Source organism: Paenibacillus sp. HJGM_3, assembly GCF_045062745.1.
In the GTDB taxonomy this organism is placed as follows: domain Bacteria; phylum Bacillota; class Bacilli; order Paenibacillales; family NBRC-103111; genus Paenibacillus_AA.
In genome coordinates, this window is the sequence record NZ_JBJGED010000001.1 from 367,318 (window position 1) to 379,701 (window position 12,384).

Here is a 12,384-nt window from a genome sequence, read left to right on the forward strand (position 1 = left end):
GCTGCAGACGGACGGGCGCCGAAGTGCGATTAGCTTGCAAATCCAGGCGCGGCAACGGTAAAAAAAACTTTACGCCATTCTTAGAAGAAGGTATACTAAAGACATGGAATTATGAAATCACGTTTCATCTAGTGAAACTGATTCTGTTCTAGATATACCGAAGGAGGCACACGCACATGTCTAACAAAGACCATTTCTCCGTACGGTCTCAGCTGACGGTTGGCGGCAAGACGTTCAACTACTACAGCCTGAAATCGCTGGAGAGCCGATTCAGCGGCATTAGCAAGCTGCCATTCTCCATTAAAGTGCTGCTCGAAGCAGCCGTTCGCCAATTCGACGGACGCGCCATCACGAACGAACACGTGAAGCAAATCGCCGGCTGGGCGGAAGGCCGCGACGAGAACAAGGAAATTCCGTTCATTCCGGCCCGTATCGTCCTGCAGGACTTCACCGGCGTACCGGTCGTCGTCGACCTCGCCGCTATGCGCGATACGATGAAGCGCGCCGGCGGGGACCCGAAGCGGATCAATCCGCTCGTACCTGTCGATCTCGTCATCGACCACTCCGTCATGGTCGACGCTTTCGGTTCCCCGCAAGCGCTCGAGTACAACATGAAGGTCGAATTCGAACGGAACGAAGAGCGTTACCGCTTCCTTCGTTGGGCACAAACCGCGTTCGACAACTTCCGTGCCGTTCCTCCGGCTACCGGGATCGTGCACCAGGTGAACCTGGAGTACCTGGCTTCCGTAGCCGCTACGAAGACGGTTGACGGCGAAACGACCGTTTATCCGGACTCGCTCGTCGGGACCGACTCTCACACCACTATGATCAACGGTCTTGGCGTAGTAGGCTGGGGCGTCGGCGGGATCGAAGCCGAAGCCGGCATGCTCGGACAGCCGCTCTACTTCGTTACCCCTGAGGTTATCGGCTTCAAGCTGACCGGCAGCCTGGCCGAAGGCGCTACGGCGACCGACCTGGCGCTGACGGTTACCCAGATTCTGCGGAAGAAGGGCGTTGTCGGCAAGTTCGTAGAGTTCTTCGGCCCCGGCCTGAGCAACATCAGCTTGGCGGACCGCGCTACTGTGGCGAACATGGCGCCTGAGTACGGCGCTACGATCGGGTTCTTCCCGGTCGACAGCGAAGCCCTGAACTACCTGAGAGGCACCGGCCGTCAGGAAGAGCAAGTGCAGCTCGTGGAAGCTTACTACAAAGAGCAAGGCATGTTCCGCACCGACGAGACGCCGGACCCGGTGTTCAGCGATGTGATCGAGCTTGACTTGTCCACGATCGTGCCTAGCTTGGCCGGTCCTAAGCGTCCTCAAGACCGCGTAGAGCTGACCAATATGAAGGAATCGTTCAACGCCATCATCCGGACCCCGATCGAGAAGGGCGGCTATGGCCTGTCCGATGAGAAGATAGAGCAAGCCGTCCCGGTCTCCCATCCGAACGGCAAGGAATCGACGCTCCGTACGGGTGCGGTCGTCATCGCGGCGATCACGAGCTGTACGAATACGTCCAACCCTAGCGTTATGCTGGGCGCCGGTCTCGTGGCGAAGAAAGCCGTCGAGCGCGGCCTCACCGTCCCTGGCTATGTGAAGACCAGCTTGACTCCGGGCTCCCTTGTGGTGCAAGAATACCTGGAGAAGGCCGGCCTGATCTCGCCGCTCGAAGCGCTGGGCTTCCACATCGCGGGTTACGGCTGCGCGACTTGTATCGGGAACAGCGGTCCGCTGCCGGACGAAGTGAGCAAGGCGATCGCCGACAACGATATGACGGTAGCGGCTGTGCTGTCCGGGAACCGGAACTTCGAAGGCCGCGTCCATGCGCAAGTGAAAGCCAACTACCTGGCTTCGCCTCCGCTCGTCGTCGCCTACGCCCTGGCCGGCAACGTCAACATCGACTTGGCTAATGAGCCGATCGGGTATGACAAGAACAACCAGCCGGTGTACCTGAAGGACATCTGGCCGACGAACGACGAGATCAAGGCTGCGGTTGGTTCGGCTCTGAGCCCGGACATGTTCCGCGCCAAGTACGAGCACGTGTTCACGCAAAACGAGCGTTGGAACCAAATCCCGGTACCGAAGGGCGAGCTGTACGAGTGGGACGAGAACTCCACGTATATCGCGGAGCCTCCGTTCTTCAAAGGCTTGAGCCAAGAGTTGGACGATATCTCCGAAGTTCACGGCGCGAAGGCGATGGCTCTCCTCGGCGACTCGGTCACAACCGACCATATCTCGCCGGCGGGCAACATCAAGACCGACAGCCCGGCAGGCCGGTACCTGCTCGAGCATGGCGTGAAGAAGGAAGACTTCAACTCCTACGGCTCCCGTCGGGGTCATCATGAAGTGATGATGCGCGGTACGTTCGCGAACATCCGGATCCGGAACCAAGTGGCTCCCGGCACCGAGGGCGGCGTAACGACGTACTTGCCGACCGGCGAAGTGATGTCGATCTACGACGCATCGATGAAGTACCAATCGGCCGATACCCCGCTCGTCGTGATTGCCGGCAAAGAATACGGAACCGGCAGCTCCCGCGACTGGGCGGCGAAAGGTACGTTCCTGCTCGGCGTGAAGGCGGTCATCGCCGAGAGCTTCGAGCGGATTCACCGCAGCAACCTCGTCGGCATGGGCGTTCTGCCGCTGCAGTTCCCGGAAGGGCTCGGCTGGAAGACGCTCGGGATCACCGGCACGGAGACGTTCGACATCAGTGGTCTCGACAACGGCGTTCAACCGGGTCAGACGGTCCGCGTTCAAGCGACGCGCGAAGACGGCACGACCTTCGAGTTCGACGCGATCGTGCGTCTGGACAGCATGGTCGACGTCGACTACTTCCGCAACGGCGGCATCCTGCAAACGGTACTGCGCCAAATCATCGCGGAAAGCAAATAATAAAAAACAGGAGCGAGCACGTTTCAACGTGGCTCGCTCCTTTTTTGGTTAAGGCTGGCTTTACTCGTCCGATTGCTTGAATCTCGCCAGTTCGCCGAACAGCTCGTCCAGCTTCACGGCCATACAGGGGAATCGGTCGGATAACAGCAAGCCCTGATCGTCGTATGTGGCCGCCAGCGTGTATTCGGTGCGTCCTTCTGTAAGAAGGAACTGATCTACCGTCTGATGCACCGGATCGACGATCCAATATTCCGGGATACCGTATCTCGCGTACAGCTCCTTCTTCTTCACCTTGTCGCGTGATCCGGTGCTAGGCGACAAGATTTCGACGAGCAGGTCCGGTGCGCCCATAATTTTTTCGTTCCGGATGATGTTCATATTGTCATTCGTAATGTAGATCAGATCCGGCTGCACGATATTGTCCTCACTTAGGTGCACGTCCATAGGAGCGATTAAAATGACACCGTTGGCACTGCAAGACAATTTGAGAAAAGAATACAGTTGCCCCACGATAGCCTGGTGCGTGATCTTGGGAGAGGACGGGAAATCGTCACGTACTCCATCAATGATCTCATAACGCTCGGGGACATCATAAAAGCCTTGTTGTTCCTTGACTGCCGGTACCGGTTGATTAGGTTTGCGTTCCGCCATCGCTTCAACCTCCATCGTCGTGTCCTAGCTTTCCTTAAGTATAGCACAGGCACACGGACATGGATGTTTCAGCGGCACTCAAATTGGGGAATTCTACTTATAGGAGGCGATCCGCCATGTACAATAAAATTCTCGTGCCTACCGACGGCTCCCCGCATGCCGATCGAGCCCTCATTCACGCACGGAAGTTAGCAAAGCGGATGGGCACGGACACTCTTCTGACAATCCTGCATGTGAAAACCCTTATCCCGATTATCGAGCCGCTCTCCGGGGTGGAAGTATTCAGGCTGCAGGAGGATGAAGCCCAGCAGATCATCCAGCCTGCGGCCAATGCGCTGCGGGAGGACGGCATTCGCCACGATTGGCTGAGCATTCCGGGCGATCCGGCGCAGACGATCTGCTCCGTCGCGCGGGAGAGCGGCTATGAGCTCATCGTTATGGGCAGCCGGGGCCTGGGCCGCTTCTCCGAAGTGATCCTGGGGAGCGTCAGCCACAAGGTCATCCAGCATGCTCCTTGTCCGGTGCTGATTGTGAAGTAGGTCGCGGACTAATACAATAACCCGGCTCATTCCTAGTTGGTAGGAGGAGTCGGGTTATTTGATAAGATGATCATGTGAATGAAGGCCGATTGCATTGTTGTCTTCCAACTCACTTATGATGCCCCCGCGGCTTCTTCCCGCTCCACCGTTCGTCCACCGGCTCGCTCGCCGCCTGATATCTCGCGTCCACGCTAAGCCGGTATTGGTTCGTCGTGTTCTCGAGCGAGCAGTGCAGCAGGAACATCCCGAAGATCAGCGCGTCCCCCGCCTGGAACGACGTCGTAGCCCACTGTCCGCCGAACTTCTCGGTAATAAGCAGCGGGTCGTTCGTATAATGGCCGATTCCATCCCGGTCCGAGTCCTTGCTCCCATAGGAACGCTTCAACTCCTCAAAGCGATGCGAGCCCAGGCACAGCGCCAAACCTCCCATCTCGTAGGATACGTCCCCGAGCGGCGACCAGACTGTGTACAGATTGTGCGTCCCCCGGCCCATATAGACGATGTCGTAATGCGCCCCCGTGAAGTCCCCCTTGCCAACCGCGCGAAGCCACTTGTAGTGATAAGTCAGGGAAGGCTCCCCGAACAGCCGGTCGAAAAACCCCAGCACCCGCTCCCCGTTCAGCACGTCCAAGAGCGCCGGCAAATCTTCATTCGTCCCGCCCATAAAAATGCTCCGGCTGCCGTCCGCCATCACGCCTTCCTCCAGCAATGTATCCCGATCCAGCTTGCCCATGCGGTCCATCTTCTCCAGAATGCTGCGGCGCGCCTGCAGCACCTGCATCCGGTCATGAAACCCGCGTATGAGCAAATAGCCGTCTTCCTCCATCCGCTCGCGCAAGGCCTGGACATCGTGCAACAGATCGTTCGAATCTCTCAGCTCCGTCAGATGCGGGCCGCCCATCTCGAGCTCCCGGCTTCCCACCTTCATCAGCATTTGTAATCCACTCCCCCACCAAGTTTATTCTACATGCTTCAGTGTAAAAGAAGCGCCGGCGGCCTTCCATGGACGGACGTTCCGCTTCCATGTAGAATCATACGACAATACACCAATATTAGGCCGATCTCGCCGGAATAGATGTATAATAGAACTACGGCCATAGCAAGTCGACGAACTTTGCGGAAAGGACGTTATGGATGACTTACGTGAATATTCCGTACAGACTGGGCGAGAGATCGGCGGCTCCCTTGTGCAGGTTCAACACCATCTGGAAGGTGGAGGCGAACCATACTTACCACTCGAAACAATCAAAAGGCTTCCATTGCCCCGGGCTGTTCCTGACGTATGAAGGTGAGGGACGCTTCACCCAAGTCCAGTCCGGCGAGTCCTACAGGCTTACCCCCGGGACCTACTTCCTTGTACAAGAAAAGACCCCCTGCACATATACGTGCCAGGAGGACGATTGGAAGTTCTATTATGTGGATTTCAGCTCGCTCGATATGGTGCATTCGCTCCGGCTTCCAATCTGCGAGGTCATCGAGACCGGCGAGCTGGAGGAAGCCGTCCTCCGGTGCGAGCAGTTGATCGACAATCTGATCGTTCAGCCGACCGGCTGCGCCTACACGGCCAATATCCTGCTCCAGGAGCTGCTGCTCCTCTTCGCTCGTGAGCGGCCTACTCCCGAGCCGTTCCGCCGCCGCTCCGAGATCGACAAGGCGCTCTATGCGATGCACCGCAATATCGGCGCACCGCTGGACTTGGGGGAGCTGGTGCGGAATAGCGGAATGTCGCGTACGACGTTCTTCACGCATTTCCGGGCGATGACCGGACTCTCCCCGAACGCCTACATGCTCCAGCTCAAGCTGGAATCGGCCAAAGCGTCGCTCGACACGACCAGCCTGTCGGTGAAGGAAATCGCCGCGGCGCTGCACTTCTACGATGAATTCCACTTCTCGAAGCTGTTCAAAAGCCGGTACGGGATGTCCCCTAGTGCCTATCGCCGGAGGTAGCTACCGGACCATCTTGCCCATACGCGCCGCATATTCCATGATGATCGCGGCGTGCTCCCGCATGCGCTCGAGCGTGAACCGGTTCGACGGCCCCGACACGGCGAGCGCCGCCACGAGCTTGCGCGAGCGGCTGAAGATCGGCGCCGACACCGCCGCCGCACCCGGCTCGCGCTCCTCGACGCTCGTCGCGTAGCCGAGCCGGCGAATCTCGCCGAGCTGCCGCACGAAGACGTCGCGCTCGCCGGCATCGGCCCAGCTCAGCTCCGCGAGCAGCGCCTCTTGGTCCGCCGGCTCGGCGAAGGCGATCAGCACCTTGCTCGACGCGCCGACGCTGAGCGGCAGCCGGGCGCCGATCGGTGCGACGCGGCGGATCGCCTGGTTGCTCTGCACCGCCTGAATGCGGATCCGCTCGATCCCGTCGCGCACGTACAGGCTGACCGTTTCGCCCTCCTGGTCGCGCAGCCGCTCCATCTCGGGCAGGAGGATCGTCGCCGGGTCGTCCCCGGATTCCATATTCGCGGCCAGCTCCCAGATGCGGAAGCCGAGCCGGTATTTGTCCGTGTCTTCATTGCGAATGACGAACCCGCGGCCTTCCAGGGACGCGAGCAGCCGGTGTACCGTGCTCTTATGCAGCTCGACCTTGGCCGCAATTTCCGTAAGCGTCAGCTCGGCGGAATCCGTGAAACAGAGCATAACGTCGAGGGCGCGTTCGACCGCGCGTACGGTTAGTTTCTGATCGTCCATTCTAGCTTCACCGCCGCAATAGTTTCATTATATGAAACTTGGTTTTACGTACAGTATACCTCATCGGGCGCCGTGTAGTAAAGACACGCGGGCATAGGCCAACCTGCCGAAGGAATACGTTGGTGTAGAAGGGGCATGCCGCTCTTCCCTATTATCGTCCCTATTGTCCGGAGGAATTCCTCGGTTCCGATAAAGGAGGTTTACGCCGTTATGCTCTTTGTGTACGGAGCCTGGATGCCGCTGCGCGTGCTGGAGGAGATTCGCTTCTGGAAAATGCAAGAGAAGGAGCACACGGTGGTCATCCGGGAGCTCGTCCCGCAGTTGGAAGGGCAGTATACAGACAAGCTGAAGCAATGGGAAGCCGCGTTCGCGCAAACGGAAATGCAAGCCCAACGGTGGATCGAGACGGTCATCCGTTACGGGGGGTATGCCACTCCGGCCCAATGGGAGCAAATCCGCACGCTCATGCAGAACGCCGTCGCGGAGTCCAAAGCCTTCATCCAGCTGCTGTTCTACATGCTGAGCGAGAGTCAGGCGGTGAAGCAGGTGCCTGCCGCTCCCATCGTACTCATGCACATCATCCGCGAATCCGAATACTTCCTCGGGGTGATGCAGGCGATTCTCACCCTGCCGCCCGGCACGCAGCAGCAGCTTGCCTCTCCCCCGACTGCCGCACCGCAGCCCTATACACCCGGCGTCCCGTTAACACCTGCGCCCCCACCCGCACCAGCAGCATCCCAGACGGCTCACACGCGCCCGATTCCACCCAGCCTGACCAGCACCGGAGAAGGCGTCTGGTCAGGGGGCACCGTGACCGACTCGCGGGGCGTGCCGATCGGCGGACATACCCTCCCTCCGCTCCCCTACAACTATCAGGCGCTCGAGCCCTACATCGACGAGAAAACGATGCGCATCCACCACGACATTCATCACAAATCCTACGTGGACGGCTTGAACCAGGCGGAGCGCAAGCTGGCGGAATCCCGCGACACGGGCAATTTCGACCTGATCAAGCATTGGGAAAGAGAGCTCGCTTTCAATGGGGCGGGGCATTACTTGCACACCCTGTTCTGGAGCGTGATGAGCCCGAAGGGCGGCAAGGAGCCGAAGGGGGATCTCGCTCACCAGCTGGAGGGCGACTTCGGCAGCTTCGAAGCGTTCAAGAAGATGTTCTCCGCGGCTGCGGAGAAGGTCGAGGGCGGCGGCTGGGCCATCCTCGTCTGGTCGCCGCGCAGCGGCCGGCTGGAGATTTTACAGGCGGAGAAGCATCAAAATGGGTCACAGTGGGATGTCATCCCCTTGCTGCCGCTTGACGTCTGGGAGCACGCCTATTACCTTAAATACCAGAACAAGCGGCCGGAGTACGTGCAGGCCTGGTGGAACGTCGTGCACTGGCCTTACGTCGGCGAGCGGTTCCAGGCCGCCCGTCAATTGAAATGGCAGCCTTATTGAACATAAGGCTGCCATTCTTCCTACTCACACAATTACCGAACCAGCTTGCGCAGCAAACTCAGGGCGTAGACGAACAGCGACGCGGCGAGCAGCCAGGCGGCGAGCTTAATGCTGCCGGAGACGCGCACGGACGCCCCGATCGCGATGAACGCCCAGACGAAGACGGCGATGTACGCCGGGTCTACATAGCGGCCGCCGACGAGCACCGCCAGTAAAGTCGCCGCCACCAGCATAATAAGCGTCCAGATTTCGGGGGACAAGCCCCAGCCGGACCAGTCGTTGGCATAGAGCACCACCGCCACGTTCACGAGCGTCGCCACGGTCATCCAACCCAGATACAAGCTGAAGGGAAGCTGGACGAACCATTGCGCCGGTGCCCCGCCCGAGGAGGAACGCGTGCTGATATAGACGACGAACAAGGTGGTGAGCAAGCCGAACATGATGAACACGCTGGATTCGATGAACAAATAATGCCACAGCACGATCCAGACCGCATTAAACGCGCAGCTGACGATGAACCAAGGTCCTGTCGCATCGGGTCTAGGCTCCTTGTTCTTCGCCGGCATCAGCTGATAAATAACAAAGCATCCGAGCAAAGCGTAGATTAGTCCCCAAATCGCATTCGCGTAAGGCGCGGGCATGATGAGCACCGGGAACATCGCGGAGATCTCCCCGGTAGACCGTCCTCCCAAGGGCAGCGAATCCGCCAGCCATCCTACCGCCAGCACCATAGCCAGCGCGCCTGCATTCCACCAACGAAGCTGCATGCGTCCATCCCTCCTTCATATCGTTAGAATCGGTACGAATGACGTACCTGCTTATCCTAACTATATGCAGGGGATGTCCCGAATTAGTATTAAGCTTTGCGCACGACGGCCGGCCGCCAGTCCTCATCGAGCCCCAGTCCCCGAAGATCGGCTACCGTATGGTTCTCCTCCGCCTCGTACAGACGCCAGATCACCCGCAAGCCCTGCAGGCTGGTCGGACCGTCCGTGAGCGGCACCGTGCCGTTCCGGATGCAATCCAGGAAGTGCTGGATTTCGTAATGCGTGTTTTTGCCGTCCAGAGGCACCTCCATGAGCAGCTCGGTCTTCGAGTTGGTGTCCATGTTCGCTTTCTCCGGCAGCAGACCCGTATGCGCGTAGAGCTTGCCTGCGCTGATGTTCGCCTCCAGCATCCCGCCGGTGCAATGAGCGTGGAAGCTGTAGCCGAGCCGAGTCCCTCGAGCGCCCCAAGTGCCGAAATGATAGCCGAGCGAACCGTTCTCGAATTCGATCGTCACATTGCTCGTGCCTTCCTTCTCCATCCACGGCGTGCCCCGATTCGTGCCCATATGCGTTCCCCGCACCGGACGGCCCATCATCCACAGCATGATGTCCACATAGTGGCAGCCATGGCTGAAGAATTGCCCGCCGCCCAGCCGCTCGGCGGAAAGCGCCCAATGTCCGTCGTAGTAGCGGGTGAATTGCTCCGTCCAGATGGACAACTGGAAGATGTCGCCGTAAGCTTTCGTATCGATCAGGTCCTTCATCTTCAGGATCATGGGCCAGAACCGGACCGGATAGGCGGTCATGAGAATTTTCCCGGACTCCTCCGACTGCCGGATCAGGTCGAGCACTTCCGCCTCCGAGTTCGCCATCGGCTTCTCCATGAGGACGTGCTTGCCCGCCTTCAGGCACGTCATCCCTACTTCGTAATGAAGGTCGTGGGGAAGGACAACGAGCACCGCATCCACATCATCCAGCAGCTCACGGTAATCCGTCACCGCCCGCGCCCCCAAGAGCTCGGCTGCCTGCTGGGCCCGCTCCGGCACGATATCACATACCGCCGTTACCGTCATTTGCTCCATCAACTCGCCATAGCCGCGGAAGTGCGAACCCGCCATCCCGCCGCAGCCGATTATCCCCATTCTAATTTTGTCCATTGTGCTTTCCCTCTCCTTTTAGAAAATGTCAATGCATCAGCGTCGATCGGTTATCGCGAAATCCCGAAATGCCGCACCGGCACCCGGCTCCAATCCTCCTCCAGCCCCAGGCCGCGCAAATCCGCCACACACCGCTCGGCCTCGGCTTCATACAGTCTCCAGATGACCCGCAGCCCTTGCAGGCTGCCGGCCGCACCGGCGTCGGGTTCCTTCCCTAGCTCGATACAGTCGAGGAAATGACGGAGCGCATCATGCAGGAGCCGCTTGTCTTCCTGTACTTCCATCAACAGCTCGCATTGCGGCGCCGACGGCTTGCCGTCATCGCTGGCCGGACGCCCTCTCGTATGCGCATACAATCGGCGCCGGGTCAGATCGAGCTCGAGCAGCCCTTCCGTGCAGTGCGCGTGGATCGAGAAGCCGAGCCGCGTTCCTCTCGCGCCCGCCGTCCCGAAGTGCATCCCGATCGCGCCGCTCTCGAATCGGATCGAGACGTTGCTCGTCCCCTCGCGTTCCATCCAGGGCGTCCCAAGGCGTGTTCCCATGTGCGTGCCGCATACAGGCTTGCCTAGCAGCGTGAGCAGGAGGTCGATGTACGGGAGGCCTTGGCCGAACAACAGCCCTCCTCCCAGCCCTTCCGAAGGCCGGCCGGTCCATTGACCTAGACCCTGGCCGATGTGGTGCTCGGCAAAGCTCGAGATTTGGAATACGTCGCCGTATGCCGTCTCTTCGAGCAATGCCTTCAACCTGACCAGAAGCGGATCGAATCGGATCGGATTAGCGGTCATGAGCACCGCGCCCCGGCTCCGTGAAGCATACAGCAGATCGAGGCATTGCTGCTCCGTGACGGCGAGCGGCTGCTCCATCAGGACGTGCTTGCCGGCCTCCAGGAACGTCATTGCGGCCGGATAATGAAGGTCGTGAGGCAGTGCGACCATCACGGCGTCTACATGGTCTAGCAAGCTCCGGTAGTCGGTGTCCGCATAGCCGGCGCCAAGCCGCCGCGCCGCTCCGGCCGCCTGATCCGCATCCGGATCACAGACGGCCGTCACGCTCATACGCGCGCTCAGCTCTTCCCAGCGTGCCGCGTGCGGGCCTGCCCAGCCGCCGCAGCCGAGGATGCCTATCCGGAGCTTGCTCAATTCGGTCCTCCCCTTTCTGCAATCTGTGATAATATTAGAATAAAAAAAGCGGACGCAAATGTATTTGCTCTATCGGTTCTTTAATTTGTCGGATCGGTGCGGAAAGGGGCGGGGATCATGGAGTATGTACGGTTGGAGCTGCGGGATGAGCTGGTCGTTCGCCGGTTGATCTCTTTCTCGTATAAGGAGCTGTCGAACGATTATTCCCACCAGGGGGAGAGCCACGACTTCTGGGAATTCGCCTATCTCGACAAAGGGGAAGTCTGGATCACGACCGAGACCGGCGAGCATGCGCTAAACCAAGGGGACCTCGTCTTCTATCGGCCCAACGAATTCCATAGCTTGCGCACGAATCGCGTGACCGCTCCGAACTTGTTCATCGTCGCGTTTGATTGTTATTCGCCTGTGATGGACCTATTCGGGGGCCGGGTGTTCGCTCTCGGCGAAGAGGAACGGCGGCTCATCGCTCTCCTGATCGAGGAGGGGAGCCGGGTATTCGACCGGCCCATACAGGCTCCGCGTGTCGAGGCGCTTCGCCGGGCCGAGCATGTGCCGTTCGGCGCGGAGCAGCTCCTTCGGCTGTATCTGGAGACGCTCTTGATCTTGCTCGCGCGCAAGAGCTCCAGCCGGGAGATCGCCGCCCCGGCGAAGCTGCCCTCCCTGCTGCAGCATAACAAGGACAGCGAGCTGTCGGAGCGCGTGACCGCCTACATGCAGGCGCACCTCGCGGACGAGCTCACGATCGATCTCCTGTGCGCCGAGTTCTCGGTCGGCAAATCTCAGCTCAAGAAAGCATTCAAATCGTCGCACGGTGCCGGCGTCATGGAGACGTTCGCCGAGATGAAGATGTGGGCGGCCAAGACGATGATTCGGGAGACGTCCTTCAACTTGACGGAGATCGGGGAGCGGCTGGGGTACAACAGCATTCACTCGTTCTCCAAAGCGTTCAAGAAAGCAACGGGTATGACCCCCTCCGAATATACTCGCAGCGCGAAGGCGCTAGCCCGAACCCCGGCCCGAAGCAGGCTGGACGCCGAGCCGCCGGAGCCGTTCGAGAGCGATTATTGTTAGGTGCCAAAAGAGTCCGGACGTTCGCG

At 59.5% G+C, this 12,384-nt stretch carries 11 protein-coding genes; 5 read left to right on the forward strand and 6 right to left on the reverse strand.

All coding sequences use genetic code 11. The features are described 5' to 3' along the window. Nucleotides 1–176 precede the first annotated feature (176 nt). Nucleotides 177–2,891 carry an aconitate hydratase AcnA gene (acnA, locus tag ACI5FR_RS01580; protein WP_405449387.1) on the forward strand — a complete coding sequence of 905 codons (2,715 nt, stop codon included), beginning with the start codon at nt 177–179 and terminating at the stop codon, nt 2,889–2,891. Nucleotides 2,892–2,951: 60 nt separating this feature from the next. Here the strand turns inward: acnA and ACI5FR_RS01585 are convergent, their stop codons facing one another. After that, the gene (locus tag ACI5FR_RS01585; protein ID WP_405449389.1) at nt 2,952–3,542 is read right to left on the reverse strand and encodes a Uma2 family endonuclease; all 591 of its coding nucleotides are present in this window, start codon (nt 3,540–3,542) and stop codon (nt 2,952–2,954) included. Between the two features lie 116 nt (nt 3,543–3,658). Here ACI5FR_RS01585 and ACI5FR_RS01590 point away from each other — a divergent pair, with 116 nt between their 5' ends. Continuing rightward, complete coding sequence (locus tag ACI5FR_RS01590; protein ID WP_405449390.1) at nt 3,659–4,081, forward strand: universal stress protein; 423 nt, start codon at nt 3,659–3,661, stop codon at nt 4,079–4,081. A 109-nt stretch (nt 4,082–4,190) separates the two neighbouring features. Here ACI5FR_RS01590 and ACI5FR_RS01595 read toward each other — a convergent pair whose 3' ends face one another. Beyond that, nucleotides 4,191–5,015, reverse strand: a complete 825-nt coding sequence (locus ACI5FR_RS01595; RefSeq protein WP_405449393.1) for a phytanoyl-CoA dioxygenase family protein — start codon at nt 5,013–5,015, stop codon at nt 4,191–4,193. A gap of 200 nt (nt 5,016–5,215) precedes the next feature. On the opposite strand from ACI5FR_RS01595, the gene ACI5FR_RS01600 reads away from it, so the two are divergent. Further along, nucleotides 5,216–6,028 (forward strand): AraC family transcriptional regulator, encoded by an 813-nt coding sequence (locus ACI5FR_RS01600; RefSeq protein ID WP_405449395.1) that lies wholly within the window; start codon nt 5,216–5,218, stop codon nt 6,026–6,028. Here the strand turns inward: ACI5FR_RS01600 and ACI5FR_RS01605 are convergent, their stop codons facing one another. Then, on the reverse strand, nt 6,029–6,772 hold the full coding sequence (locus ACI5FR_RS01605) for an IclR family transcriptional regulator (RefSeq protein WP_405449397.1): 744 nt from the start codon (nt 6,770–6,772) through the stop codon (nt 6,029–6,031). 210 nt (nt 6,773–6,982) lie between these two features. On the opposite strand from ACI5FR_RS01605, the gene ACI5FR_RS01610 reads away from it, so the two are divergent. Continuing rightward, the gene (locus tag ACI5FR_RS01610; protein ID WP_405449400.1) at nt 6,983–8,224 is read left to right on the forward strand and encodes a Fe-Mn family superoxide dismutase; all 1,242 of its coding nucleotides are present in this window, start codon (nt 6,983–6,985) and stop codon (nt 8,222–8,224) included. A gap of 32 nt (nt 8,225–8,256) precedes the next feature. Here the strand turns inward: ACI5FR_RS01610 and ACI5FR_RS01615 are convergent, their stop codons facing one another. The 3 genes from ACI5FR_RS01615 to ACI5FR_RS01625 all read right to left on the reverse strand — a co-directional run bounded on the left by ACI5FR_RS01615 (nt 8,257) and on the right by ACI5FR_RS01625 (nt 11,287). Then, complete coding sequence (locus tag ACI5FR_RS01615; protein ID WP_405449403.1) at nt 8,257–8,991, reverse strand: hypothetical protein; 735 nt, start codon at nt 8,989–8,991, stop codon at nt 8,257–8,259. A gap of 89 nt (nt 8,992–9,080) precedes the next feature. Continuing rightward, nucleotides 9,081–10,148, reverse strand: a complete 1,068-nt coding sequence (locus ACI5FR_RS01620) for a Gfo/Idh/MocA family protein (protein WP_405449405.1) — start codon at nt 10,146–10,148, stop codon at nt 9,081–9,083. A 50-nt stretch (nt 10,149–10,198) separates the two neighbouring features. Then, on the reverse strand, nt 10,199–11,287 hold the full coding sequence (locus ACI5FR_RS01625; protein WP_405449407.1) for a Gfo/Idh/MocA family protein: 1,089 nt from the start codon (nt 11,285–11,287) through the stop codon (nt 10,199–10,201). Nucleotides 11,288–11,404: 117 nt separating this feature from the next. Here ACI5FR_RS01625 and ACI5FR_RS01630 point away from each other — a divergent pair, with 117 nt between their 5' ends. Then, nucleotides 11,405–12,358 carry a helix-turn-helix transcriptional regulator gene (locus ACI5FR_RS01630; RefSeq protein WP_405449410.1) on the forward strand — a complete coding sequence of 318 codons (954 nt, stop codon included), beginning with the start codon at nt 11,405–11,407 and terminating at the stop codon, nt 12,356–12,358. The last annotated feature ends 26 nt before the right edge of the window (nt 12,359–12,384 follow it).

Bases quoted from the DNA above. Each gene is read 5' to 3' on its own strand.
- acnA (WP_405449387.1), top strand. From the start codon at position 177: ATGTCTAACAAAGACCATTTCTCCGTACGGTCTCAGCTGACGGTTGGC.
- ACI5FR_RS01585 (WP_405449389.1), bottom strand. From the start codon at position 3,542: ATGGCGGAACGCAAACCTAATCAACCGGTACCGGCAGTCAAGGAACAA.
- ACI5FR_RS01590 (WP_405449390.1), top strand. From the start codon at position 3,659: ATGTACAATAAAATTCTCGTGCCTACCGACGGCTCCCCGCATGCCGAT.
- ACI5FR_RS01595 (WP_405449393.1), bottom strand. From the start codon at position 5,015: ATGCTGATGAAGGTGGGAAGCCGGGAGCTCGAGATGGGCGGCCCGCAT.
- ACI5FR_RS01600 (WP_405449395.1), top strand. From the start codon at position 5,216: ATGACTTACGTGAATATTCCGTACAGACTGGGCGAGAGATCGGCGGCT.
- ACI5FR_RS01605 (WP_405449397.1), bottom strand. From the start codon at position 6,772: ATGGACGATCAGAAACTAACCGTACGCGCGGTCGAACGCGCCCTCGAC.
- ACI5FR_RS01610 (WP_405449400.1), top strand. From the start codon at position 6,983: ATGCTCTTTGTGTACGGAGCCTGGATGCCGCTGCGCGTGCTGGAGGAG.
- ACI5FR_RS01615 (WP_405449403.1), bottom strand. From the start codon at position 8,991: ATGCAGCTTCGTTGGTGGAATGCAGGCGCGCTGGCTATGGTGCTGGCG.
- ACI5FR_RS01620 (WP_405449405.1), bottom strand. From the start codon at position 10,148: ATGGACAAAATTAGAATGGGGATAATCGGCTGCGGCGGGATGGCGGGT.
- ACI5FR_RS01630 (WP_405449410.1), top strand. From the start codon at position 11,405: ATGGAGTATGTACGGTTGGAGCTGCGGGATGAGCTGGTCGTTCGCCGG.